25 protein-coding genes and 1 riboswitch are annotated in these 23188 nt (G+C 48.9%); of the genes, 13 read left to right on the top strand and 12 right to left on the bottom strand.

Translation table 11 applies throughout. The features are described 5' to 3' along the window. The first annotated feature begins 84 nt into the window (after positions 1–84). Genes AC53GJ_RS02625 through AC53GJ_RS02580 form a run of 10 tightly spaced genes read left to right on the top strand, consistent with a single transcriptional unit; the run spans position 85 to position 6811 of the window. The gene (locus AC53GJ_RS02625; RefSeq protein ID WP_496730980.1) at positions 85–1053 is read left to right on the top strand and encodes a KpsF/GutQ family sugar-phosphate isomerase; all 969 of its coding nucleotides are present in this window, start codon (positions 85–87) and stop codon (positions 1051–1053) included. Then, positions 1053–1610, top strand: coding sequence for a 3-deoxy-manno-octulosonate-8-phosphatase KdsC (gene kdsC / locus AC53GJ_RS02620; protein WP_496730979.1), 558 nt, complete (start codon positions 1053–1055; stop codon positions 1608–1610). The genes AC53GJ_RS02625 and kdsC overlap by 1 nt, the downstream gene beginning before the upstream one ends. Next, positions 1607–2158: an LPS export ABC transporter periplasmic protein LptC gene (gene lptC / locus AC53GJ_RS02615; protein ID WP_496730978.1), complete on the top strand. Its 552-nt coding sequence runs from the start codon at positions 1607–1609 to the stop codon at positions 2156–2158. Before kdsC ends, lptC begins: the two co-directional genes overlap by 4 nt. Next, positions 2148–2636, top strand: coding sequence for a lipopolysaccharide transport periplasmic protein LptA (lptA, locus tag AC53GJ_RS02610; RefSeq protein WP_496730977.1), 489 nt, complete (start codon positions 2148–2150; stop codon positions 2634–2636). Before lptC ends, lptA begins: the two co-directional genes overlap by 11 nt. 1 nt (position 2637) lies before the next feature. After that, positions 2638–3363, top strand: a complete 726-nt coding sequence (gene lptB / locus AC53GJ_RS02605) for an LPS export ABC transporter ATP-binding protein (RefSeq protein ID WP_496730976.1) — start codon at positions 2638–2640, stop codon at positions 3361–3363. 47 nt (positions 3364–3410) lie between these two features. After that, positions 3411–4898 (top strand): RNA polymerase factor sigma-54, encoded by a 1488-nt coding sequence (locus AC53GJ_RS02600; protein ID WP_496730975.1) that lies wholly within the window; start codon positions 3411–3413, stop codon positions 4896–4898. Positions 4899–4923: 25 nt separating this feature from the next. Continuing rightward, entirely contained in the window at positions 4924–5211 is a 288-nt protein-coding gene (gene hpf / locus AC53GJ_RS02595) for a ribosome hibernation promoting factor (protein WP_496730974.1), read from the top strand. A gap of 10 nt (positions 5212–5221) precedes the next feature. After that, complete coding sequence (gene ptsN, locus AC53GJ_RS02590) at positions 5222–5692, top strand: PTS IIA-like nitrogen regulatory protein PtsN (protein WP_496730973.1); 471 nt, start codon at positions 5222–5224, stop codon at positions 5690–5692. After that, complete coding sequence (gene rapZ, locus AC53GJ_RS02585; RefSeq protein ID WP_496730972.1) at positions 5689–6546, top strand: RNase adapter RapZ; 858 nt, start codon at positions 5689–5691, stop codon at positions 6544–6546. The genes ptsN and rapZ overlap by 4 nt, the downstream gene beginning before the upstream one ends. Further along, complete coding sequence (locus AC53GJ_RS02580; protein ID WP_496730971.1) at positions 6536–6811, top strand: HPr family phosphocarrier protein; 276 nt, start codon at positions 6536–6538, stop codon at positions 6809–6811. The genes rapZ and AC53GJ_RS02580 overlap by 11 nt, the downstream gene beginning before the upstream one ends. A gap of 1 nt (position 6812) precedes the next feature. On the opposite strand, the gene AC53GJ_RS02575 is transcribed toward AC53GJ_RS02580, so the two are convergent. The 6 genes from AC53GJ_RS02575 to AC53GJ_RS02550 are packed head-to-tail and all read right to left on the bottom strand — an operon-like array spanning position 6813 to position 12604. Next, positions 6813–7163, bottom strand: a complete 351-nt coding sequence (locus AC53GJ_RS02575) for a Na+/H+ antiporter subunit G (RefSeq protein ID WP_496730970.1) — start codon at positions 7161–7163, stop codon at positions 6813–6815. Positions 7164–7172: 9 nt separating this feature from the next. Further along, positions 7173–7442 carry a K+/H+ antiporter subunit F gene (locus AC53GJ_RS02570; RefSeq protein WP_496730969.1) on the bottom strand — a complete coding sequence of 90 codons (270 nt, stop codon included), beginning with the start codon at positions 7440–7442 and terminating at the stop codon, positions 7173–7175. Then, positions 7442–7963, bottom strand: coding sequence for a Na+/H+ antiporter subunit E (locus AC53GJ_RS02565; RefSeq protein WP_496730968.1), 522 nt, complete (start codon positions 7961–7963; stop codon positions 7442–7444). The genes AC53GJ_RS02570 and AC53GJ_RS02565 overlap by 1 nt, the downstream gene beginning before the upstream one ends. Continuing rightward, positions 7960–9450 carry a monovalent cation/H+ antiporter subunit D gene (locus AC53GJ_RS02560; protein WP_496730967.1) on the bottom strand — a complete coding sequence of 497 codons (1491 nt, stop codon included), beginning with the start codon at positions 9448–9450 and terminating at the stop codon, positions 7960–7962. The genes AC53GJ_RS02565 and AC53GJ_RS02560 overlap by 4 nt, the downstream gene beginning before the upstream one ends. Continuing rightward, complete coding sequence (locus AC53GJ_RS02555; RefSeq protein WP_496730966.1) at positions 9450–9809, bottom strand: Na+/H+ antiporter subunit C; 360 nt, start codon at positions 9807–9809, stop codon at positions 9450–9452. The genes AC53GJ_RS02560 and AC53GJ_RS02555 overlap by 1 nt, the downstream gene beginning before the upstream one ends. Then, positions 9809–12604: a monovalent cation/H+ antiporter subunit A gene (locus AC53GJ_RS02550; RefSeq protein ID WP_496732754.1), complete on the bottom strand. Its 2796-nt coding sequence runs from the start codon at positions 12602–12604 to the stop codon at positions 9809–9811. Before AC53GJ_RS02550 ends, AC53GJ_RS02555 begins: the two co-directional genes overlap by 1 nt. 32 nt (positions 12605–12636) lie before the next feature. Between AC53GJ_RS02550 and AC53GJ_RS02545 the strand changes: the two genes are divergently transcribed. Further along, the gene (locus AC53GJ_RS02545) at positions 12637–12807 is read left to right on the top strand and encodes a hypothetical protein (RefSeq protein ID WP_496730964.1); all 171 of its coding nucleotides are present in this window, start codon (positions 12637–12639) and stop codon (positions 12805–12807) included. On the opposite strand, the gene nhaB is transcribed toward AC53GJ_RS02545, so the two are convergent. After that, positions 12804–14369 (bottom strand): sodium/proton antiporter NhaB, encoded by a 1566-nt coding sequence (nhaB, locus tag AC53GJ_RS02540; protein ID WP_496730963.1) that lies wholly within the window; start codon positions 14367–14369, stop codon positions 12804–12806. The two genes, AC53GJ_RS02545 and nhaB, sit on opposite strands and share 4 nt — an antisense overlap. A 348-nt stretch (positions 14370–14717) precedes the next feature. Then, entirely contained in the window at positions 14718–16850 is a 2133-nt protein-coding gene (locus AC53GJ_RS02535; RefSeq protein ID WP_496730962.1) for a S9 family peptidase, read from the bottom strand. 212 nt (positions 16851–17062) lie between these two features. Between AC53GJ_RS02535 and AC53GJ_RS02530 the strand changes: the two genes are divergently transcribed. Beyond that, positions 17063–17245, top strand: coding sequence for a helix-turn-helix domain-containing protein (locus AC53GJ_RS02530; protein ID WP_496730961.1), 183 nt, complete (start codon positions 17063–17065; stop codon positions 17243–17245). Between the two features lie 63 nt (positions 17246–17308). On the opposite strand, the gene AC53GJ_RS02525 is transcribed toward AC53GJ_RS02530, so the two are convergent. From AC53GJ_RS02525 to AC53GJ_RS02510, 4 genes are read right to left on the bottom strand one after another with little or no spacing between them, the layout of a single operon-like run. Further along, positions 17309–18193: a phosphotransferase gene (locus AC53GJ_RS02525; protein ID WP_496730960.1), complete on the bottom strand. Its 885-nt coding sequence runs from the start codon at positions 18191–18193 to the stop codon at positions 17309–17311. Continuing rightward, positions 18133–18774 (bottom strand): nicotinamide riboside transporter PnuC, encoded by a 642-nt coding sequence (gene pnuC, locus AC53GJ_RS02520; RefSeq protein WP_496730959.1) that lies wholly within the window; start codon positions 18772–18774, stop codon positions 18133–18135. The genes AC53GJ_RS02525 and pnuC overlap by 61 nt, the downstream gene beginning before the upstream one ends. Beyond that, positions 18771–19019 carry a YkoF family thiamine/hydroxymethylpyrimidine-binding protein gene (locus AC53GJ_RS02515; protein ID WP_496730958.1) on the bottom strand — a complete coding sequence of 83 codons (249 nt, stop codon included), beginning with the start codon at positions 19017–19019 and terminating at the stop codon, positions 18771–18773. Before AC53GJ_RS02515 ends, pnuC begins: the two co-directional genes overlap by 4 nt. A gap of 12 nt (positions 19020–19031) precedes the next feature. Continuing rightward, positions 19032–21131, bottom strand: a complete 2100-nt coding sequence (locus AC53GJ_RS02510) for a TonB-dependent receptor (protein ID WP_496730957.1) — start codon at positions 21129–21131, stop codon at positions 19032–19034. A gap of 44 nt (positions 21132–21175) precedes the next feature. Further along, positions 21176–21273: riboswitch (TPP riboswitch) on the bottom strand. 261 nt (positions 21274–21534) lie between these two features. Between AC53GJ_RS02510 and AC53GJ_RS02505 the strand changes: the two genes are divergently transcribed. Continuing rightward, positions 21535–23151: a BamA/TamA family outer membrane protein gene (locus AC53GJ_RS02505; RefSeq protein ID WP_496730956.1), complete on the top strand. Its 1617-nt coding sequence runs from the start codon at positions 21535–21537 to the stop codon at positions 23149–23151. Positions 23152–23188 lie beyond the last annotated feature (37 nt).

The following is a 23188-nucleotide window of genomic DNA, read 5'->3' as shown; positions in this document are numbered from 1 at the left end:
AAAGTATTCGCATTTTGTCGCACCAAGCTGAATATCAGCTTAATAAAACCTTGTCATCTGCCTCACGGCAGCAGGAGAAAAAGCGTGACCACCGATTTTTGTGCCAAAGCCAGAACCGTTTTTGCTATTGAAGCCGCTGCGATTAACGGTTTAAATCAATATCTTGATGCCAGCTTTGAACAAGCATGTCAGCAAATGCTGAGTTGTAAAGGCAGGGTCATCGTGATCGGCATGGGCAAATCCGGCCATATTGGTAACAAAATTGCCGCCACGCTGGCATCGACCGGCACCCCAGCCTTTTTTGTCCATCCGGGCGAAGCCAGTCATGGTGATCTTGGCATGATTACCAAAGACGATATAGTGCTGGCATTATCCAACTCTGGTGAAACCGCAGAAGTGATCCTGATAGTCCCGGTGCTCAAACGCCAGGGTATTCAACTGATTGCAATGACCGGCAATCCGCAGTCCACACTGGCGCGGTTGGCTGATATCCATTTATGTGTCAAAGTAGAACAGGAAGCTTGCCCATTAGGACTGGCTCCGACCGCCAGTACCACCGCCACACTGGTGATGGGCGATGCGCTTGCAGTTGCTTTGCTGGAAGCTCGTGGTTTTTCTGCGGATGATTTTGCCTTATCTCACCCAGGCGGTAGCTTAGGCCGCCGGTTATTATTACGGCTGGCCGATGTGATGCATCAGGGCGTCCAGATCCCGCAAGTGCTCACTTCAGCCTCCATTAAGCAAGCTCTGTTAGAAATATCCGAAAAAGGCCTTGGCATGACCGCAGTCGTCGACGAAGACGGTGTGCTGCAGGGCATCTTCACTGATGGTGATTTACGTCGTATTCTTGATTCCAGACTCGATATTCATCACACCGCCATTGCCGAAGTGATGACCAGACGTTGTATCACTGCCAAACCAGAGATGTTGGCGGCAGAGGCGTTAAAAATTATGGAACAGCGCAAAATTAACGGCCTGATTGTGGTGTCTGAACAGCAGATCCCGATTGGTGCCATGAACATGCACGACTTACTGAAAGCCGGAGTGATTTGATGTCTGATTTATTCAGCGAATTGTACCAGCAGGTAGCAGAGAGCTTATTACAAAAAGCCAGTCAGATCCGGTTGCTGATTTGTGATGTTGATGGCGTATTTTCCGATGGCCGCATCTATCTGGGTAATCAGGGTGAAGAATTAAAAGCTTTCCATACCCGCGATGGCTATGGCATTAAAGCCTTGCGTCAGGCTGGCATTGAAGTTGCGATCATTACTGGCCGTAAGTCTGACATTGTCAGTAACCGGATGCGCTCGTTAACTGTGCCTTATGTCTATCAGGGGCAAGAAAATAAAATGCCAGCATTTACCGAATTACAGCAACAATTGCAGCTGACGCCAGCGCAAATCGCTTACATCGGCGATGATTTGTCAGATTGGGCTGTGATGCAACATTGTGGGCTGAGTGTGGCCGTCAAAGACGCTCATCCCTATCTGCGGCGGCACAGTGATTATTGCACCAGTTTGAGTGGTGGTTTTGGTGCCGTGCGCGAGCTCTGTGATCTGTTGCTGATCAGTCAGCAGCAATTTGCCCGTTTTACTGGCAGCAGCTCATGATCCGGCAATTTTTTTGGTTTTTACTGGTGCTGGCCGGCAGCGCAGCTTTATATGTCTGGCTGGATCTGCAGGATCCGGTGCAACTACAGACAGAAAACGACATGGCACCGGATTTTGTCGCTTATGATTTAATCCGCACCAGCTTTGACGAGCAAGGCAATTTGTCCGGTATGATCCGCGCCAGCCAGATGTCGCATTTTGAACAGCTAGGGCAAATTCAGCTCGACCAGCCAGCCTATACCATTTTTGAGCAGCAACTGCCAAAATGGCAGATCAGCAGCCGTAATGGCGTGTTATACCCGGATGATAAAGTGGTACTGGATCAGGACGTCACACTGGACAATCTGAAAACCGACGAGTTATTTCAAAAGCTAGAAACGCCGCAGTTGGAATATTTATTCGAACAGCAGTTATTACTGACCAATGCTGGCGTGCTGATCACCGGCGACGGTTTTGCCATCACCGGACGTGGCGTCAGTATTGATTTAGCCAGCAAAAAATTTAAGTTAAAACAACACAAAGGAACGGTCTACCGTCATGAAAAATAAAATTTTTCTAGCCCTTCTGCTCAGTATGCTGGCTTACAGTAGCCTGGCCAAAGACAGCGATTTTGCCCAGGCTGTCAGCGTCACTTCTGATAATTTTGGCGGCAGTATCGAAGATAAAAAGCTGCTGTATATTGGTAATGTATTAGTCACCCAGGGCAGTCTGAGTATCAAAGCAGACAAGCTCGAAGTTGACCGCTCAGCTGGTGAAGGCAAAGAAGTGTTTATTGCCACCGGTCAGCCGGCAGAATATGCCCAGTTACTGGAAGGTGACAAACCAATCAAAGCGATGGCGAACGAAATTCGCTATGACTTTGCCAGCCGGATCCTGACATTAACCGGTAAAGCTGAAATTAATCAGAGCGGCAGTCTGGTCCGCAGCTCTGTGATCAAATATGACTTAGCTAAACAAAGCCTGAACGCCAGCAGCGGTAAAGACAACGAACGTGTCAGTACTATTTTCACACCTGAGAAAAAATAATTTGAAAACACTAGTCGCTTCCCATCTGGCCAAAAGTTACAAGGGCCGTCAGGTCGTTAAAGATGTCAGTCTGGCAGTCAATGCCGGTCAGATCGTCGGTTTACTCGGACCTAATGGTGCCGGCAAAACCACCACTTTTTATATGATTGTCGGACTGGTGCCATCGGACAAAGGCACTATCACGCTGGGTGAACAGGACATTACCTTTGATCCTATTCACACCAGAGCCAGACAAGGCATTGGTTATTTGCCCCAGGAAAGCTCTATTTTCCGCAAATTAACTGTCTACGATAATCTGATGGCGATTCTGCAAACCCGGAAAAACTTATCCGCCATAGAGCGCGAGCAACAAGCCGATGAGTTACTGGATGAATTTAACATTACCCATATCCGCAATAGCCTGGGCATGAGTTTGTCTGGTGGTGAAAGACGCCGGGTTGAAATCGCCAGAGCGCTGGCGGCTAATCCGGCCTTTATTTTACTGGATGAACCTTTCGCCGGGGTTGACCCCATTTCAGTACTGGATATCAAAAAAATTATCCAGCACCTGCGTGACCGCGGTATTGGGGTGCTCATTACCGACCACAACGTCCGGGAAACCCTTGATGTTTGTGAAATTGCCTATATTGTCAGTCATGGAGAACTGATTGCTTCCGGCTCACCGGCTGAAGTATTAGCCAATCAGCAGGTCAGAGATGTATACCTCGGAGAGCAATTCAGGCTATAGTTAGCAAAAAGCCAGTTTCACTGGCCGTCAGGAGTGACCAGAAGTACATGAAGCCATCTTTACAACTCCGGCTTGGACAGCAGCTGACCATGACGCCGCAATTGCAGCAGGCGATTAAGCTACTGCAATTGTCAACGATTGAATTACAACAAGAAATTCAGGAAGCGCTGGATGCAAACCCGCTGCTCGAAGCAGCTGATGATGACTACACCAACTTCAATGACAACGGCGCTGCGGCTGATTCTGACCGCCGTGAACATCCTGAGACTGACAGTTTTAATAACGATGAACATAGTGAACCTGACATCCCTGACAGCAGTGAGGCGATGACGGAACAAAACATCAAAGAAGACTTACCACTCGACAGCAACTGGGACGATATGGTCAGTGCAGCCCCGGTTTCCGGCACTTACAACGGTGACGAAGACATGGTGTTTCAGGGCGAGACCACTGAAACCCTGCAGGATTATCTGCGTTGGCAAATGCGCTTAACCCCATTCTCTGATACCGATCTGGCGATTGCTGAAATTATTATTGAAGCGATCGATGCCAATGGCCTGCTGACCATCAGCACTGAAGACATTCTGGACTCGCTTGGCATGCCAGAAGTGGAAGCTGATGAAGTCGAAGCCGTGATTAAACGCATCCAGTTTTTTGATCCCATTGGGGTGGGTGCCCGCAGTATTCAGGAATGTTTGCTGGTGCAATTGCGTCAATTTGATCCAGATACCCCTTTCCTTGCGCAAACCTGCGATATTATTCGTCATCATAGTGAATATTTAGCCAATCGTGATTTCCGTTCTCTGATGCGGGTGGCTAAACTGAAAGAAGATGATTTGCGGGAAGTGATGCGTCTGATCCACAGCCTGAACCCAAGACCAGGGGCCGATGTGATCCGGGAAGAGCAGCAATACACCATTCCCGATGTATCAGTGAAAAAAGTCAAAGGCCGCTGGATGGTTGAATTAAATCCGGATGCCTTTCCAAAGATTAAAATTAATGAACAATACGCGGCGATGTCACGCCATGCCCGTAATTCATCGGACAGCCAGTTTATCCGCTCGCACCTGCAAGAAGCCAAATGGTTTCTGAAAAGTCTGGAGAGTCGGAATGAAACTCTGCTCAAAGTTGCCAACTGCATAGTGCAGCAACAACAGGCATTTTTTGAACATGGCGAAGAAGCGATGAAACCTATGGTGCTGAATGATGTCGCTGAGATGGTTGGCATGCATGAATCGACCATTTCCAGGGTGACCACCCAGAAATTTATGCATACACCACGTGGAATTTTTGAACTTAAGTTCTTCTTTTCCAGTCATGTAAGTACAGAGAGTGGTGGCGAATGTTCGTCGACCGCCATCAGAGCCTTTATTAAAAAATTGGTGGCAGCGGAGAATCCTGCAAAGCCGTTAAGCGATAGCAGGATGGCAGAAATTCTTTCTGAACAGGGCATCAACGTAGCAAGGCGGACCATCGCCAAATACCGTGAGTCTCTGTACATTCCGCCGTCAAATCAGCGCAAGAGCTTGCTATAAGTGCTCATCAAAGAAGGAAATGTCTATGCAAATCAATCTAACTGGTCGCCATGTTGAAATTACTGAAGCACTGAGAGAGTATGTAGACAGCAAGTTTTCAAAACTTGAACGGCATTTTGACCACATCAACAACGTCCATGTTGTGCTGAATGTGGAGAAATTAAAACAAATTGCCGAAGCCAAAATGCATTTAAACGGCGGAGAGGTGTTTGCAATCAGCGAAGATGATAATATGTACGCCGCGATCGACCAGTTGATCGATAAACTTGATCGACAAGTTATTAAACACAAAGAGAAAATTTCTCGTCACTGATTACGGACTTATGAACTTAAGCTCAATGTTATCGAAGGACTGCACAAAAAGTGCGGTCCTTTTTAATAGTAAAAAACGCATTCTGGAATATATTGCCGAGCTTGCCCATCAGCAATTGCCGCAATTACCGGAATCCAGCATTTTTGAAGCGCTGATGGCGCGGGAGAAACTAGGTTCGACCGGTATTGGCGGTGGTATCGCCATCCCGCATGGCAAATTGAAAGATGTCACCAGCCCGGTGTTGATCTTTGTGGTCAGCCAGGATGCGATCCAGTTTGATGCTATCGATAATCAGGCGGTTGATATTTTCTGTGCGATCCTGATCCCGGAAAATCAGTGCCAGACTCATCTCAGTACACTGGCAGGCATTGCCAGGCTACTCAGTCAGAAAGATTTGACGCGTAAGATCAGGCATGCAGAATCTGATGCCGGTTTATATCAGTTATTGTTAACCCATTCAGAGATGGCGGCAGGAAAATGAAACTTCTGGTGGTCAGCGGACGATCCGGTTCAGGTAAATCAGTCGCACTGCGGGTGATGGAAGACCTTGGCTATTATTGTGTCGATAACATCCCGGTCAATTTATTGCCAACCTTGGCAAACGCCGTGATGGGACAATATGAACGGGTTGCTATCAGCATTGATGTACGCAACCTGCCACAGGAACCGGAAGAACTGACCGAGATCCTGTCTTATTTACCACGCAAAGTGGAACTGACCATTCTATATCTGGATGCAGACCATACCAGTCTAATCAAAAGATTCAGTGAAACCAGAAGATTACATCCGTTGTCACATCAGGCGATGTCGCTGGATGAAGCCATTCAGCGTGAGCAACAACTGCTGGACCCTATTTCCAGCCGCGCTGATTTATATATTGATACCACTGAGCTGAACGTTCACCAACTGACCGAACAGCTCAGAGAGCGGATCCTGGGTCAGAAAACCGGCCGGTTAGTGATCCTGTTTGAGTCTTTTGGCTTTAAATATGGTATCCCCAAGGATGCCGATTATGTGTTTGATGCCCGCTTTCTGCCCAACCCACATTGGGTGCCTGAGCTGAAAATTCTGACCGGCTTGGATCAACCGGTGATCGACTTCCTGGAGTCGCAGGCTGTGGTTGAAAAATACACCCACCAAATTAATAGTTTTATTACCACCTGGCTGCCACAGCTGGAACGGAATAACCGTAGTTATCTGACCATTGCCATAGGTTGTACCGGTGGTCAGCATCGTTCCGTGTATATTGTGGAATCGCTGGCAGCAAGTTTCCGGACGCTGCGAGAAGATGTACAGATCCGGCATCGGGAATTGGTCAGACACCATGGCAAATAGATGTTCACAAACCGTCACTATCGTCAATCAGCTGGGCTTACATGCCAGAGCTGCCACTAAACTGGCCCAACTCTGTCAGCGGCTAGACGCTAAAATTGAACTGCAGCAGGAAGGCAAAACCGCAGACGCCAGCAGTGTATTGGCGTTATTGATGCTGGCGAGCAGTAAAGGCAAAAATGTTGAAGTCATCAGCTCCGGCAACGAAGCAGAAGCCGCGCTGCAAGCCGTGGTTGAATTGATCAGCAACGGCTTTGACGAAAACTGAGTTATTGAGCTTTGGCTTTATGATGCTGCAGCAGTTCCTGTCGACTGGTGGCTGCAGTCGCCTTTAACTGTTGATGAATACCGGCTTTGATCAGCATATAAGCCGTTACAGGGGCAGTAATAAACAAAAACAACGCAATCAGCAACTGCTGCAGACTAAGCTCGCCTTGGATGCCATTAAAAAATAACAGCGACGCCAGCACTAAACTACCAAGCCCAAGGGTGGTTGCTTTGGTCGGGCCATGCAGCCGTGTATAAAAATCGGGTAATTTCACCAGCGCGACCGAGCCTAGTAATACAAACAAAGCGCCAAGGATCACCAGCACTGCCACTATCCACTCCAGTATACTCATTTCAGCCCTCTATTCGATAATATCGCCGCGCAACATAAACTTACAGACTGCGACTGTACTGACAAAGCCCAGCATGGCGATCAACAGCGCTGCTTCAAAATGCAGCTGACTAGCGCCATAAATGCCATAACACAACAACAGCGCAATGCTATTGATATACATTGTATCCAGCGCCAGCAACCGATCTGGTAACGAGGGACCGCGCAGTAACGCCAACAAATTTAACAGTAACGCCAGCCCTATCAGGAGCATGGCCACAATCAACACAGTGTGCAGCATCAGAACATCTCCCGTAAAGGTGCTTCGTAACGTTGCTGGATACTCTGGATCAAGGCTGCTTCATCCTGTAAATCCAGCACATGCACCAGTAAAAAACGCTGGGTCGCAGCGGTGGTTAATTCATGTTCATATGGCAGAATTTCCGCACTGACGGTGCCAGGTGTTAATGACACAGTGCCTGCCAAAATGGTCAGCGGCAAGGATTCGGTCAGTTGCAGCGGGATCAGCACAAAACCAGGCTTTAACCGCTGATTGGGTCCAAGCACCAACCGGATCACCTGCAAATTTGCCACCACAATATCCAGCAACACCCTTAATACATACACAATGGCCAGCCCAGGTTTTTTGATCCGTGGTTGCGGATCACGAAAACCAGCTGTCAGTAATGGGATCAGTGCAGCTAACAGCAAGGCCGCGACCAGATGCACAGGAGCCACACTATTGTTTAGCAACAACCAGACCACAAACAACAACAGGCTGCGGGTTGGACTTGGAAAAATACGCTGCAGTAAAGCTGTCATGCCTGACCTCCAGTGACGTCATTGGCCTGCAACTGCAGGGCGGCATCCAGGCAAAATTGCATCACAGGTGCCGCCAGCACTACCAGTAACAGGCTGCTCAGCAATAACAGCACAATAGCGCCCAGTTGCCTGCCTGATGCATGTGCCGGTAATGCCGGTTGTTGACTGACCCGCCAGAACACAGTGCTGCCGGCCCGACTCAGCGCAATCAGCACGAACAAGCTGCTGCCAAGCAAAGTGAACCATAAACCGAACCGCTGCGTCCCCTCAGTCGCTGCCTGCAACAACCAGATTTTCCCGACAAAACCAGATAGAGGTGGCATACCAATCACTGTGATAGCGCAAAGAAAAAACAAACCGCCAATCAACAGCGGATTCGCTAGGGGTCTGGCTGAAACCAACCGGTCCGCCACGGTACCACGTTGCTGAGACAGATAATCCACCAGTAAAAACAACGTAGCCGCAATCAGGGTCGAATGGATGCTGTAATACAACACAGCCGCCACAGCAGCCACTGTGCCTATCGACAACACGGTCACCATAGTGCCAACCGATAACAACACCAGATAAGCCACCAGTCGTTTCAGGCTCTGGGCTGCAACCACACCAACCGCAGCCAGTGCCAGTGTCAGCAAGCCGGTCCACCACAACAGCGGCTGGATAAAGTCGGTTAGCAGGCTGGCATCCGTTGCAAACAAAGTATGGAATACCCGCAACAGACAATAGACACCAATTTTTGTCATCACGGCAAATAAAGCAGCCACAGCGGGTGACGCTGCCGCATAGGCGGACGGCAGCCAGAAATGTAATGGCAGAATGGCCGCCTTTAAGCCAAATACAATCAATAACAAAGCGGCGGCAGATTTTAATAACAGTAACTGCTGCGCAGATAACTCAGTGATTCGAACTGCAATATCCTGCATATTCAGACTGCCGGTCACGCCGTATAGCAATGCCAGCGCCAGCAGAAATATGGCCGATCCCAACAGATTCAATAACACATAATGCAGACCAGCTTTGGTGCGTAACTTGCCACCACCGTGCAACAGCAAGCCATAAGAAGAAATCAGCAGCACTTCAAAAAAGACGAATAAATTAAATAAATCCGCCGTCAGAAATGCCCCATTAATCCCCATCAGCAAAAACTGCAATAACGACTGAAAATACGCACCACGCTCGTCTTCACCGGCACAACTGTAGATAAATGCACCGGCAGCCAACACTGCGGTCAGCGCCACAAACAACGCTGAAATCTGGTCAAGCAACAGCACAATACCAAAAGGTGCCGGCCAGTTCCCTAACAAATAATACTGACTAATACCATCGCTACTGTGGCTAAGATTCCAACCGCATACAGCTAACAACAGTGCAATACCAACACCACTGAGCCAGCGTCTGCTTTGTGCTGACTGTTGCAAAGGAGGCAGTAATAACAGCGCACCAACAATCAAAGGAATTAAAATGGGTAAAATTACAGCATGTTGCATTAGCGCCCCCGCTTTTTCGGCAGTGACTGCGCTGCTTTTAACTCAGCACCATCCACATGATCATTCCCAAGCTCAGCCCGGGCACGAATCGCCAGTACCACCAGAAAAGCCGTCATGGCAAAACCAATCACAATAGCGGTCAACACCAGCGCTTGTGGTAAAGGATCGGTATATTGTGCCGTTTGCCCCAGCACTGCGCCCTGCCCGGCGGTTAAACCACCACTGGTAAAAATAAATAAATTCACCGCATAAGACAGCATCGTCAGTCCCAGCATCACAGCAAAAGTTCTGGCGCGCAGGATCATCATCACCCCACACATGGTTAACACACCTATCACCACAGCCATCAATAATTCCATCAAGCTTGCTCCTTATGCACGGGACGGTAACGGGTCGTCAGCTTGCCAAGATTGGCCAGGATCAGCAATGTGGCACCAACGACGGTTAGGTACACCCCTAAGTCAAAGGCAATAGCACTGGCCAATTCAATTTCGCCCAACAACGGGATAGTAAAATAATCAAACCAGGAGGTCAGGAAAGGCCGGTCAAACAACCAACTGGCTACGCCGGTGGCGGTGGCCAGCAAAATGCCAGCCGCAATCAGACTGGAGTACTCCAGCCGTAATCTGGGTTTGACCCAATCCACGCCCTGAGCGACATACTGTAAAATCATCGCGACAGCAGTGATCAGACCTGCCACAAAACCACCTCCGGGCAGGTTATGACCGCGGAAGAAAATATACACCGACACCAGCAAGGCCAGCGGCAATAACGCCTGGGAAACCACAGCCAATAGTAACGGATGCCGATCAGCCGTCCAGCGCCGGCCTTCACCATCTGCACCAGCCATAAATCGTGGGATACCGGTCAGTAATTTAAAGATGCCAAGCGCGGCAATCCCCAGCACGGTAATCTCGCCCAGCGTATCAAAGCCACGAAAATCAACCAGAATGACATTCACCACATTGGTCCCACCACCACCGGTTTTGGCATTTGCCAAGAAGTAGCCAGCAATAGAGTTGGCTTGCTGTGTCATCATGCCATAAGCAAGACTGCCAACCACAACACCAACAGCCGCCGCCAGTACTAGGTGCCAGATCACTTTGCCTGGCGATGATTCTTTTACTGACTTATGCGGCAGGAAATACAGCGCCAACATCAGCAGCACCACGGTCACGACTTCCACCGATAATTGCGTCAACGCCAAATCAGGTGCGGAAAAACGGACAAATGCCAAGCTCACCATCAAGCCAACCACAGAGATCATCACCAGTGCCAATAACCGCTGCCGCATCAGCAACACAGTGGCAATGGCCGTGATCATCATAACCACAGCCCCAGCGAACACCAGCGGATCCAGTGGCAGCGCGGCTCTGGCACCGGTCAAACTGGTCAGCTCCAACAGCGGCGCACCAGCCAGCAGCAAGACTGCCAGTAGCACCCACAAGGCATAACGCTGAAAACCACCGGCTTCAACCTGTTCCAGCCAAAAGCGGCAACGGTGTACTAATCGTTGCATCACAGCTTCAAATCGATAGATAGCACCCTGCTGCACAAAACCGGCCTGAAATAAAAACAAGGCTTTACGATTGATATACAGCAAAATACCGCCGATCAAGGCAATCACACTCATCAGCAATGGCAGATTAAAGCCATGCCAAATTGCCAGACTATATACAGGGACCTGACCTGCCAAAACGGCACGGGCGGCTTGCTGTAATAAATCACCAGCCACAAACTGCGGGAATACCCCGACCAGAATACAAATGGCGACCAGGATTTCCATCGGCACCCGCATATAACGGGGTGGCTCGTGTGGCGTTTTACTCAGCCCAACGGATTCACCATTAAAAAACACGTCATGGATAAAACGCGCCGAGTAAGCCACCGCAAAAACTGCCGCCACTGTCGCCAATAACGGGATCAGCCAACTTAACGAACCAAGTACGCCCTGATGCAGGGTTTCAGTGAAAAACATTTCTTTTGATAAGAAACCATTCAACAGCGGCACCCCGGCCATCGAAGCCGAAGCGACCATAGCCAGCGTTGCCGTCACCGGCATATATTTCCACAAGCCATTAATTTTTCGCATGTCTCTTGAGCCGGTTTCATGGTCAATAATACCGGCCGCCATAAATAGTGAGGCTTTAAAAATGGCATGGTTCATCACATGGAAAATAGCGGCGACGGCAGCTAAATCAGTGTCCAACCCTAATAACAAGGTGATCAGGCCCAGATGTGAAATCGTAGAATAGGCCAGCAAGCCTTTCACATCATGCTGAAACAGGGCAAAATAAGCACCAACCAATAAAGTGGCAAGTCCGGTTAAACTGACAATCACAAACCATAAGTCAGTGCCGGCCAGCACCGGGTATAACCGGGCCATCAAGAAAATACCGGCTTTAACCATAGTCGCCGAATGCAGGTACGCACTGACCGGCGTAGGCGCGGCCATGGCATTGGGTAACCAGAAATGAAAGGGGAATTGCGCCGATTTGGTAAAAGCGCCTAGCAGGATCAGCACCAACACCACCGGATAAGCCGCATGTTGTTGCAGGACTGCCGCATTGGCTATCACCACATCTAACTGATAACTGCCGACAATTTGGCCCAATAATACAATACCGGCCAGCAGTGCCAAACCGCCAGCGGCAGTGACGGTTAACGCCATCCGCGCCCCTTTACGGGCATCACTTTGCTGCCACCAGTAGCTAATCAGCAAAAAAGAACTGAGGCTGGTTAATTCCCAGAAAAACCACAATTGCAGCAGGTTGCCAGACAACACAATGCCGAGCATCGCCAGCATAAACAGCAACAAACAGGCGTAAAATTTCGGCATCGGATCCTGTTCCGACAAATAATAGCGGGCGTACAGGATAACCAGCAGACCGATGCCGAGGATCAGCAACGCAAACAGCAGTGACAGACCATCCAACACCAGCGTAAAGGATAATCCCAGTAACGGTAGCCAGTCCAGTTGATAACTCAGGACCTGCCCAGCCAATACCGCCGGCAACAGTTGTAGTAACAAAGCCAATGCCGAGATTGGAAATAACGCGACGACGAGCGCCAGATAACTTCGGGGTAAATTTCGCCCAATCAGTGCCATCAGGCTGCCAACTAAAGGCAACAGCACAATCCATAGCAGGGTCATCAAAGTACAGGATCCTCTCTGGTTCAACCGGCATGATGTTGCCGGTTGTAGTTTATGTTGTTGATATCAAACTGGCACCCGGTGTGTTTTCTCCCGCGACTTCAGATGATGATTACCATGCTTTTCTGGGGGCTGTTGCCTGTGTTTTAAAGCGTCCTGCCGGTGAACGGGGCTTTACCAACGATAAAACCCCATTTTTTTAGTGACCGCTCACTGCAGTAGCAGTTGGCACATAATGATGGATCCAGCCTGCCTGGTACATCCAACTGGTTACTTCCGGTAAAATAAACACTGTGCTCAGCAGACCGACCACTGTCAGTACTATGGTATAAGGAATCGCCATCCAGACCATTTTGGCGTACGACAACCGGATTAATGGTGCCAGTGCACTGGTCAACAGGAATAAAAATGCAGCCTGACCATTAGGTGTTGCCACACTTGGCAAGTTGGTACCGCTATTAATGGCAATCGCCAGCAATTCAAATTGCTCACGGCTGATTTTACCGGCTTCCCAGGCAGCTTTCACTTCATTGATGTACACAGTACCGACAAACACATTGTCACTGACCATCGATAAAGCACCATTGGCCAGGAATAACACCGCCAGTTGCAACTGACCATCAAAGGTCAGTACCCAGTTAATCACCGGCGTAAATAAGTGCTGGTCGATAATCACCGCGACTATGGAGAAAAAAACCACCAGCAAGGCCGTAAATGGCAAGGCTTCTTTAAAAGCATTGCCGATGGCATGTTCATCGGTGACACCGCAAAAAGTCGTCGCCAGAATAATCACCATCAAACCAATCAGACCGACAGAAGCAATATGCAAACTCAGGCATAAGATCAGCAACACAGCGATAATGCCCTGAACCCAAAGCTTCGCTTTATCAGTGCTGACCATTTTTGCACTCTGGTAATTGTCATAAGCAATCAAGACGTCCTGTACAGTGGCAGGGAGGCGTACACCAAAATCAAAAATACGGAATTTTTCTACCACCACAGTGGTCAGTAAGCCGCAAAGCAGCACCGGGATAGAAATTGAAGCCATCCGCAAAGCGAATTCAGCAAAATCCCAACCCACGGCGGCGGCAATAATCAGGTTTTGTGGTTCGCCAACCATAGTTGAAACCCCACCTAAAGCGGTACCAACACCGGCATGCATCAGCAAGTTACGTAAAAAACCACGGAAGGCATCTAAGTCAGCCCGGGATAATTCAGCGACTTCATGGTCAGCATTGTGATCATGGGGGTCAATAAAACCTTTGCCGGAGGAAATTTTATGGTAGATAGCGTAAAAACCTATCCCCACGGCAATAATCACCGCCACCACCGTCAAGGCATCTAAAAAGGCCGACAAAAAAGCCGCCATCGTGGTAAATGCTAGCGAAATACCAATTTTAGAGCGGACCCGGATCAGCAGTTTGGTAAAAACAAACAACAGTAAATCTTTGACAAAGTGAATGCCAGCCACCATAAACACCAGCAGCAATATCACTTCAATATTCACTGAGACTTCATGCATCACCTTGGTCGTGCTGGTCATACCCATCGCAATCGCCTGCAACGCCAGCAAACCACCGGGTTGCAATGGGTAACATTTGAGCGCCATCGCCAAAGTGAAAATAAATTCAATCACTAACAGCCAGCCGGCTATATATGGATTATTGATAAAAACCAATGGATTAAGAAATAAAAACAAAATAATTGTCAGTTTGTACCAGTTTGGCGACTGACCAAGAAAGTTAGTGTAAATTGCTAGCGACATGCCTGATGCTTTCATACCCTGTACCCGCAGTTATTTTTATTTGGTTGACAGTGCTGATCTGATCCTGTTCGAACAAAGATAGCCCAGCTTCACTGCTGTGCGATAATTTCCAGCCCGGAACTTGCAGAAATTTTGCAAAAAATGCTATCTGAGTCAGATTCTTATACCGAGATTCACCGAACTTGTCTATCACAGCCGGATGAAGATAGCGCGCAGAAAGCCGAAAATCAGCTTTTTAGGCATGTTCAGAGAATAGCCGTCAGCTGTAGATAAATCAGTGGGTTAGATAATTGTTAGCAGAGCGTGAGCAGAAAACAGCCGGCCTGCAGCAACAGGCCGGCGCTTCAGTTAGGACTGAGGTTCCAGCAGCGATAGCACAAAAGCATATTCTTCGGCAATTTCGATCATCCGGGAGAAACGACCCGACTTACCGCCATGCCCTGCTTCCATATTGGTGCGGAATAACAATGGACGTTGATCAGTTTTATGGGTACGCAATTTCGCCACCCACTTGGCAGGCTCAAAATATTGCACCTGTGAATCATGCAGCCCGGTGGTCACCAGCATGGCCGGATAAGCCTGTTTTCTCACCTGATCATAAGGTGAATACGACAGCATGTAATCGTAATAAACTTTTTGTTTCGGATTGCCCCACTCATCAAATTCGTTGGTCGTCAGCGGAATAGACTCATCCAGCATCGTGGTCACCACATCGACAAAAGGCACATGCGCCATTAAACCGCGGTATTTCTCCGGTGCCATATTGGCAATAGCCCCCATCAGCAGACCACCGGCACTGCCGCCCATCGCAAAGACTTTGTCTTTGGCAGCATACTTTTCAGCCACCAGATAATCAGTCACTGCAATGAAATCAGTAAAGGTATTGATTTTGTTCAATAACTTACCATCTTCATACCATTGCCGCCCCATCTCCTGGCCACCCCGGATATGCGCAATGGCATAGACAAAACCACGGTCGACTAAGGATAACACGGTCGAGCGGAATGCCGGACTGCTGGAAATACCATAAGAGCCATAAGAATATTGGTACAGAGGCGCGGTACCGTCTTTTTTCAGGCCTTTTTTATACAACAAGCTAACCGGAATTTTACTACCATCTTTGGCTGTCGCCCAAACCCGTTCCGTCTGATAATTGTTTTTATCAAAACCACCCAACACTTCCTGTTGTTTCAGCAAACGTTTTTCACCGGTTTTCATATTCAGTTCAAAAATCGACGCTGGCGTAGTGAGCGAGGTATAACTGTAACGCAACCAGTCGGTGGTTTGCTCCGGATTGTTGTCAGTGCGGGACACATAGGCTGGCTCATCCGACGCCAGATACTGGGCTTTGGTTAAATCGGCCCATGGCAACAGTCTGACTCTGTCCAGCGCATCACTGCGCTCATTCAGCACCAGATAATCAGTAAACAGCTGAAAAGAATCGATAAAGACTTTGCTATCATGCGCCAGCAATTCGGTCCAGCGCTGGCGATCACCAATGTCGCTGTCTTTGACCGCCATCAGCCGGTAGTTTGGCGCGTCCCAATCCGTTTTGATGATCCAGCGGTCTCCCAAATGATCCGCTTCATACTGAAAATCACGTTGCCGCGGCGCCAGTGATTTAAACTGGCCACTCTTGTCGTCACTTCTGAGCACCAGTATTTCGCTGGATACAGTACTGCTGGTCGAAATCACCACGTACTTATCATCGCTGCTGTTGCCAACGCCGATATAAAAACTATTGTCTTTTTCCTGATATAACAGCTGATCCGTGGTTGCGGCCTGGCCTAAAGTGTGGCGTTTAATTTTGTTGCCGAGTAAAGTTTGCGGATCTTTTTCGACATAAAACAGCTGCTTACTGTCAGCAGACCAAGCCAGTGATGCTTCAGCACCTTTAATTTGATCCGGTAAGTCCTTGCCAGTGCGCAAATCGCGGATCTTGACGGTGTAGCTGCGGCGGCCATTTAAATCTTCAACATAGGCCAACAGCTGTTGATCCGGACTGACCGCGTAATTGCCAATCTGGTAAAAATCTTTGCCTGCAGCCATGCTGTTGACGTCCAGCATGATTTGTTCAGTACCACCTTGTTTGGCTTTACGGGCGTATATCGGGTACTGTTTGCCACTTTCATAACGCGTGTAATAACTGTAATCGCCCTTCACAGCCGGTACCGAACTGTCATCTTGTTTGATCCGGCCAATAATTTCATCGGTCAGGGTTTTCGTCATTTGCGGATATTTTGCGGCATATTGCTGATAATACTGGTTTTCCGCATTCAGATAATCCAGAACTGCTGGCGCAGTTCTTTGATCATCCCGTAACCAATAATAAGGATCGTTGCGGTCACCATGCGCCGATTTCACCAGATAAGGTTTCTCAGCCGCAATCGGCGCCGTGACTGTCGCTGCCGACACTGCAGTTATTTGCAGCACTGCAGCCGCCAGCACTGCGCTACACAGATAATGGATTGATGTTGCCATTGTTTAGGTCTCTTTAATGTTTACTTCATGTGATTATTGCTTTTTGCAAACCAAAACTTAACACGCTCACAGCAACAGCTCCAGTGGCCTTGCGATAAAAAGCAGGGTGATCACGCTGCTGCGTTGGTTTTTTTTGCCAACTGCGGCTCTTTATTCACAAACTGACCTTTTTAGGCTTATATTATAAGGATTATTCCAACAGAGACATGATCATGGCATTAATGACAGTAGCAGAAGTCGCGGTATTTCTGGCAATTCAGGACAGCAGAGTAGAACGACTGGCACGCGAAAACTTATTAGTTTCAGCAGGTAAAGATGACAACGGTAAACCGATGTTTGATGAAGAAGACGTCAAGCGTTATAAGGTATTGGCTGAACGTCTGGGTGGTATCTGAACCAACTGCCGCTGTGATGATAACAGAGCAGCAAGCAGTCTCAGCCTTACAGCCTGACTGAAATCAGTTTAAGCTTCGTTCTGGCGGCAGTGCCAACTGCCGCAGCTTCAACCTCGCCAGCTCAGCTTTTTGCGCCGCGGATGGCTGGCTTTTATACCATAACCAGCAAAAGCCGCTGTAAAGCTGTTTCGCCAGTTGCAGTTTTTCCGTTAAATCGACCGCCGCTTGTGGCCGGTATTGCAAATAAAATAACAACATTTGCTGCTCTTCGGCTGCCGTCATCGCCAGATTTAACGACAAGGCTGCCAAATCAAAACAACTATCAGCCAACTGGCAATATTCAAAATCAATCAACCAGATTTTCTGCTGCTGTAATAAGATATTACCGCTGTGCAAATCCATATGGCAAAGCACGATATCTTTGGATAAAGCCGCCAAACTGGCCGCTGCCTGCAATAACTGTTTCCAGCCAGCCTCATCGCTGCTCGTCCACTGGCTGATTGCAATGGCTCTATGTAATTGCTGCAAATATTGCCAGGGTTCTAACAATGGCGTCTGCACTTTAAGCTGATGCAGACTCACCAGTTTGTCCACCAGTTGCGCCAGTTCACCATGATGCAGTTGCCAGTCAAAATGCCGGCTATGGGTAATAAAGTCACTGACCAGCATCCGCTGATGGTTATTCAGGCACAAAGGGGCAGCCGCAATACCCACAGCGGCAGCCGCATGCTGACAACGCAATTCTTGCTGCCGGCATACGCCTTCGACAAAAGGCGCATAATGGCGCAGCAAATAATGGCCGCGCTGGGTATGGATATAGTAGTTATCATTGGTACTGCTGGTCGCCAGCTTTTGCAATGACAGCGGCAGATGATAGGCGAAAAACTCTAACCGCTGACATAAATGCCAGATTTGCTGTTCTGTTGCAGTTGATAACTGCTGCGCCATGCCAGATACCCCATAATGACGATCACGGTATAAATTAAAAACAATGCACTAAAGAAATACAGATCTTTTTGCAGATACATATAAATCGAAGCTGCATCAATCACAAACCAGTACAACCAGTTAGACACCACTTTTTTTGCCACCAGCCAGGTACTGACCACAGCAAAACAACTGATTTGTGCGCCCAGATAAGCAAAATCTGTGCTGGTATAAGTGGCCATCAGATAACCGAGCAGCACACCGGCGGCGGCAGTACCACTAATCAGTTGCAGATGTCGCAGCCAATCCCATTCCACCACAGTTTCCGGCACGCCATGACTTTGCGCCGTCATCCGTCGCCAGTTCAGCCAGCCATAAATGGCCATACCGGCATAATACAGCTGCAAGAGTGCATCGGTAAACAACTGACTTTGCACCATAATATGCAGCGTCAGCAAAGTGCTGAGCAGCGCTGCCGGCCAGCACCATAAACTGTGCTTGATAGCAAGCAGGGTATAAGACAATGCCAGTAAGGTAGCAAAAAGTTCAATGCCTGACTGTAATTGCCACCCCTGCAGCAGACCGCTCAGCAGCTCTGTCATGGCCGTAAATCACCGTGGATAAACTTCACCACAAACACCACTTTGCCATAGCGTTCAAACGACCAACGGATACAACGCTGTAGCGCCGCCATCACGGTTTCATATTCACCAAATACCTGAGTGCTCATGGTGTTGGTCACCACCTGCAGGCCAGGTTCGCGATTCAGCTCGGCAATAAAACCAACTATAGGTTCAATATAATCGGCAGTGAGTGGGTACTTACTAATTTCGATAGATAATTGCATCTTTAACTCCGGTTAAAACTGATAGCTGACTGTCACACCAACCCGGCGTGGTTCACCAAACTGCTCATACACGTGGTCTTCATAACCATCGCGCGGATCGTTGCCGAAAAAGAAGCCACGCACACCATAGGTTTCATCCAGCGCATTGCGACTCCACAATGCCAGCGTCAGTTGCTGCCAGCTGTAATTCAGCCGCAGATTCAGCAGTGTCATCGCCTCGGCTTGACTGTTGTGAGAGTCCGAGTAATAAAAGCCGTCTTTATGCTGCACAGCGGCTTGCAGGCTCAGGGCTGAACTTAAGGCATAATCCAGCCCCAGACTGTACTGGAAATCCGGCGCATGTGCCTGCTCCCGGCCAGTTTGGTCCACACCTTTATCTGTGAGGAAATGACGAATTTCACTCTGCAGCACACTGGCATTCAGTTCCAGCGCCAGCTCAGGCAATAGTTGCAACCGGTTTTCCATTTCAATACCGTAATTGCGGCCGCTGCCGGCATTCGCCAGATAACCAATAAACTTGGTGCCACGATTGATCCAGGAGTTCACCTGCATATCTTCGCGCCACATATAAAAACCGGCGACCCGGCTGACCAGCTTTTGATCCGCAGTGGCGGCTTTCACACCAAATTCGGCATTCCACAGTATTTCGGCTGCAAAGGTCGGTTGTTGCTGCAACTTGGCCGCAATATCTGCAAAGGATGGATCCAGCGCTTTCGCCAGCGCTTCCCCATTCACGCCGCCAACTTTATAACCGCGAGAGCCCAGCAGATACAGCATCGCCTGCGGACTGACCTGATAATTCAGACTGAGTTTACCGCCCCACATCCAGTCATCGCCGCGCTGGGCAATTTGATTGCTGTCCAGGTATTCATCCTGATAACGTTCAGCCCGCAGTCCCGAGGTCAAGGTCAGCGCGTTATGCAATGGCTGCTGATATTCAGCGTAAAACGCCAGATGCTCGCGTGTCAGTTCACTATTAAACACAGTCAGAGTGTTGGCAAAAGAATCACCATAATTGCGGGTCAAATCGGTTTGTTGCGAACTGGCATAAACACCAGCCACCCAATGGTTGTCTTTCGCCTGCAGCCTTTGATCCAAACTGAGGTTGTGGCGGTCGCGTACATATTGATCAGTGGTGGCATAAGCATCTTTGTGAATAGCCTGAAAACTCCAGTCTTCATCAAAACTGTAATCCGAGTTGGCATTGAGCACGCTCAATTGGGTATAACTATCAACACTGTCCCAGCCGCGATAATGCGCTTTGATAGCACCCGCTTTAATGTCTTGCTGATCCTGACCCGGCTCATCGGATAAAGTCACGCGGTTACGATCCAGCGAAAACGCATCATAGCCGTTGTCGATATCATGCCAGTTCAGCACCAAATCCAGTGTCAGATCTTCAGTCGCTAACCAGTTCAGTTTGCCACGCAGATGGTTTTCGTCGATGTTGTTGCTATCTTTGCGCTGCAAAAAATTATTGCGGATAAATCCATCGGATTGTTGCTGATCGGCCGCGAAACGATACGCCAGTTGGTCATTGATTTTATCGCTGTGGCTGAAACTTAATTGGTGACTATGGTAATTGGCCAGGGTGGCGGATAAACGGGTTTCCGGGCTGTAGCTCGGCTGATTGGTAATGACATTCAGCATGCCTGCCATGGCATTGGCACCAAATCGGGTCGCTTCCGGCCCGCGGAATACTTCCAGTTGTTGCAAATCAAACAAACTCGGCAAACCTAAACTAGAATAATCAATGCCATCCAGTAACAAACCGACCGAAGGGTTAATGGTATCAACAAATTCACTGCGCTCACCAACACCACGCACCTGCAGATAACGGCCACGCGAGGCGCCGGCGGCAAAATTCAGATTGCCGATTTGCTGTAACAGATCGTCCAGATGTTGCGCCGACTGACGCTGCAATTCCTGCTCTGACACCAACACCACACTGCCGGGCAGCTTTTGCAGATTGGTCTGGCGAAAATCACCTTGCACAGCGATTCTTTCAATATCCTGCAGTTGGACTTGCTGCTCAGCAGCTTGCAATGCACCAGTTGCAAACAGTAATTGCACAGATAAAGCGGTAATAGTCAGGGAAAATTTCGGCAGCATCAACGAACGACTCCAATGTTGATTGAAGGATCATCCGCGTATAAGGAAGTGAGAAGTACCATCCCTCCGCCGGTATGATCCGGATCAGGTTCTAAGGGTTCGCCTTGCGGCGTCTCAGCTTTACGCACCCCTTGGTTTGCGGCGCAGTGTAACGGCTTTTGTGGATGGCCGCAAGCTGGCAACCGGCGACCAAACCCGCGTGCTGGTGGAAATCCTGTCTGACCTACCAAATGACACCTCAGCGGATCTCTGGATTGCGACTTGCAATTTCTGTAGAAAAAACATTAACTAAACAAGAGTCACCAGACACAGGTCACATCAAACGAATCACAGGCCTGTACTAAACTTTATTTCGCAGTCGCGTTCAAAGCAGATAAGGTCGTTTGCCAGGATGAAAAACCCCATGTTGAAATATGTTGTTGCTGCGGTGTTGTTTAGTCTGTCTGCTGGCAGTGCCGCCCAATGTGTGCCACATGGCGCCGGTCAGTCCTTACCGGCCGGCCCGCTGAAGATTGCCAAAATTGAATTTGTCCGTAACGATATTTTTGATTTAAATGCTAAAAATACCCTGTGGTTTCATCGTTTTGCCAATGAATATCATGTGGTAACCACCGAAGGGACGCTGCGGGATGATCTGTTATTCACCGAAGGTGATAAGCTCGATCTGGCAGAACTGGCTGAAACAGAGCGGTTACTCCGGGCACGGCGCTATTTGCGTCATGCTGAAGTCGAAGTCAGCCACTATTGCGCTGACACTGCGGCTGTGGTGGTGACTGTCACCAGTTGGGATAACTGGTCGTTATTGCCAAAAATCGATCTTGGTCATGAAGGGGGCGAAACCAAATCGGCGCTGGGTTTTGCCGAAGATAACCTGCTTGGTAGCGGTAATCAGTTGCAGGCCGAATATTACAATGACAGTGAACGGGATGGCTTCCAGCTCAGATTTGTCTCGCCGAACATTTTCGGCAATCACTGGCGTACTTCGATGTTTTACGCTGATAACTCGGATGGCGAGAGTTATCTGCTGAATCTGGAAAAACCTTTTTACCGGCTCAATTCTGAACGGGCTTATGGTTTTACCATCGCAAAAAATATCAAAGATCTGACTGAATACTGGCTTGGCGACGAAGTGAATGAATATCAGAGCAAAGCCCAGTTTTTGGATCTGCATACCGGCTGGAAAATCAGCCAACAACAGAATCAGGTGCAACATCTGTTGGTCGGGGTGACGCTGGACGAACATCAGTTTAGTAACAACGAGCAGTCGTTTTGGCCGGAGCCGGCCGATCGTGATTTGTCTCAGGTCTGGCTGGGCTGGGAATTTCTGCAATCGGATTATCAGAAACTGCAGAACTTCTTTTTATTTAACCGCACCGAAGACATTAATTTTGGCTGGCAGGCCAATATCCGGCTGGGCCGCTTACAAAGCGGTCTTGGCGCCAGCAGCAGCGGCTGGCACTGGCAAGCGTCATTGGAAAAAAACTGGGCTTTATCGGACAGGGACTGGCTGGTACTCAGCAGTGCTTATATGCAACTGGACGCCGACGAGATCCCAAGCCAGCAACTGTTCAGCAGCCATCTGCGTTATATTCGCCACCTCAGCGAAAACCAGGTTTGGATCAGCCAGTTGCGTTGGTCCGTTGGTAAAAATTTGTTTAGGGATCAGTTACTGACCATTGGCGGTGACGATGGCATGCGGGCTTTTCCGCTGTATTATCAAACCGGTAACAAAGCGCTGATCGCGTCCAGTGAATACCGCTATATTACCAATTGGCATGTTTATCAATTATTTGATGTGGCGATTGCCGGTTTTGTCGATGCCGGTCGGGCCTGGGATCATCCACTGCCACAAAACAAGCTGGACCAGGATGCTTTATATGGCTACGGCCTTGGTTTGCGGATCCTGCCAAGCCATTCCAGCCGCGGTAGCATTATCAGTATTGATTTGGCCAAACCTGTCACCGACAACCCTGAATTATCCGGCTGGCGCTGGCGCCTGATCGCCAAACGCGAGTTTTAAACGACAGCAGACTGTGCTGGCCCAGAACGAATGGCCA

The sequence above is a fragment of the Rheinheimera sp. B2H12 genome, assembly GCF_059620065.1.
This window is presented reverse-complemented; position numbering and strand designations above follow the sequence as displayed.

Coding starts and splice junctions, on each gene's coding strand:
- kdsC (WP_496730979.1), top strand. CDS start 1,053: ATGTCTGATTTATTCAGCGAATTGTACCAGCAGGTAGCAGAGAGCTTA.
- lptC (WP_496730978.1), top strand. CDS start 1,607: ATGATCCGGCAATTTTTTTGGTTTTTACTGGTGCTGGCCGGCAGCGCA.
- lptA (WP_496730977.1), top strand. CDS start 2,148: ATGAAAAATAAAATTTTTCTAGCCCTTCTGCTCAGTATGCTGGCTTAC.
- AC53GJ_RS02600 (WP_496730975.1), top strand. CDS start 3,411: ATGAAGCCATCTTTACAACTCCGGCTTGGACAGCAGCTGACCATGACG.
- hpf (WP_496730974.1), top strand. CDS start 4,924: ATGCAAATCAATCTAACTGGTCGCCATGTTGAAATTACTGAAGCACTG.
- ptsN (WP_496730973.1), top strand. CDS start 5,222: ATGAACTTAAGCTCAATGTTATCGAAGGACTGCACAAAAAGTGCGGTC.
- rapZ (WP_496730972.1), top strand. CDS start 5,689: ATGAAACTTCTGGTGGTCAGCGGACGATCCGGTTCAGGTAAATCAGTC.
- AC53GJ_RS02580 (WP_496730971.1), top strand. CDS start 6,536: ATGGCAAATAGATGTTCACAAACCGTCACTATCGTCAATCAGCTGGGC.
- AC53GJ_RS02575 (WP_496730970.1), bottom strand. CDS start 7,163: ATGAGTATACTGGAGTGGATAGTGGCAGTGCTGGTGATCCTTGGCGCT.
- AC53GJ_RS02570 (WP_496730969.1), bottom strand. CDS start 7,442: ATGCTGCACACTGTGTTGATTGTGGCCATGCTCCTGATAGGGCTGGCG.
- AC53GJ_RS02565 (WP_496730968.1), bottom strand. CDS start 7,963: ATGACAGCTTTACTGCAGCGTATTTTTCCAAGTCCAACCCGCAGCCTG.
- AC53GJ_RS02560 (WP_496730967.1), bottom strand. CDS start 9,450: ATGCAACATGCTGTAATTTTACCCATTTTAATTCCTTTGATTGTTGGT.
- AC53GJ_RS02555 (WP_496730966.1), bottom strand. CDS start 9,809: ATGGAATTATTGATGGCTGTGGTGATAGGTGTGTTAACCATGTGTGGG.
- AC53GJ_RS02550 (WP_496732754.1), bottom strand. CDS start 12,604: ATGACCCTGCTATGGATTGTGCTGTTGCCTTTAGTTGGCAGCCTGATG.
- AC53GJ_RS02545 (WP_496730964.1), top strand. CDS start 12,637: ATGATGTTGCCGGTTGTAGTTTATGTTGTTGATATCAAACTGGCACCC.
- nhaB (WP_496730963.1), bottom strand. CDS start 14,369: ATGTCGCTAGCAATTTACACTAACTTTCTTGGTCAGTCGCCAAACTGG.
- AC53GJ_RS02535 (WP_496730962.1), bottom strand. CDS start 16,850: ATGGCAACATCAATCCATTATCTGTGTAGCGCAGTGCTGGCGGCTGCA.
- AC53GJ_RS02530 (WP_496730961.1), top strand. CDS start 17,063: ATGGCATTAATGACAGTAGCAGAAGTCGCGGTATTTCTGGCAATTCAG.
- AC53GJ_RS02525 (WP_496730960.1), bottom strand. CDS start 18,193: ATGGCGCAGCAGTTATCAACTGCAACAGAACAGCAAATCTGGCATTTA.
- pnuC (WP_496730959.1), bottom strand. CDS start 18,774: ATGACAGAGCTGCTGAGCGGTCTGCTGCAGGGGTGGCAATTACAGTCA.
- AC53GJ_RS02515 (WP_496730958.1), bottom strand. CDS start 19,019: ATGCAATTATCTATCGAAATTAGTAAGTACCCACTCACTGCCGATTAT.
- AC53GJ_RS02510 (WP_496730957.1), bottom strand. CDS start 21,131: ATGCTGCCGAAATTTTCCCTGACTATTACCGCTTTATCTGTGCAATTA.
- AC53GJ_RS02505 (WP_496730956.1), top strand. CDS start 21,535: ATGTTGAAATATGTTGTTGCTGCGGTGTTGTTTAGTCTGTCTGCTGGC.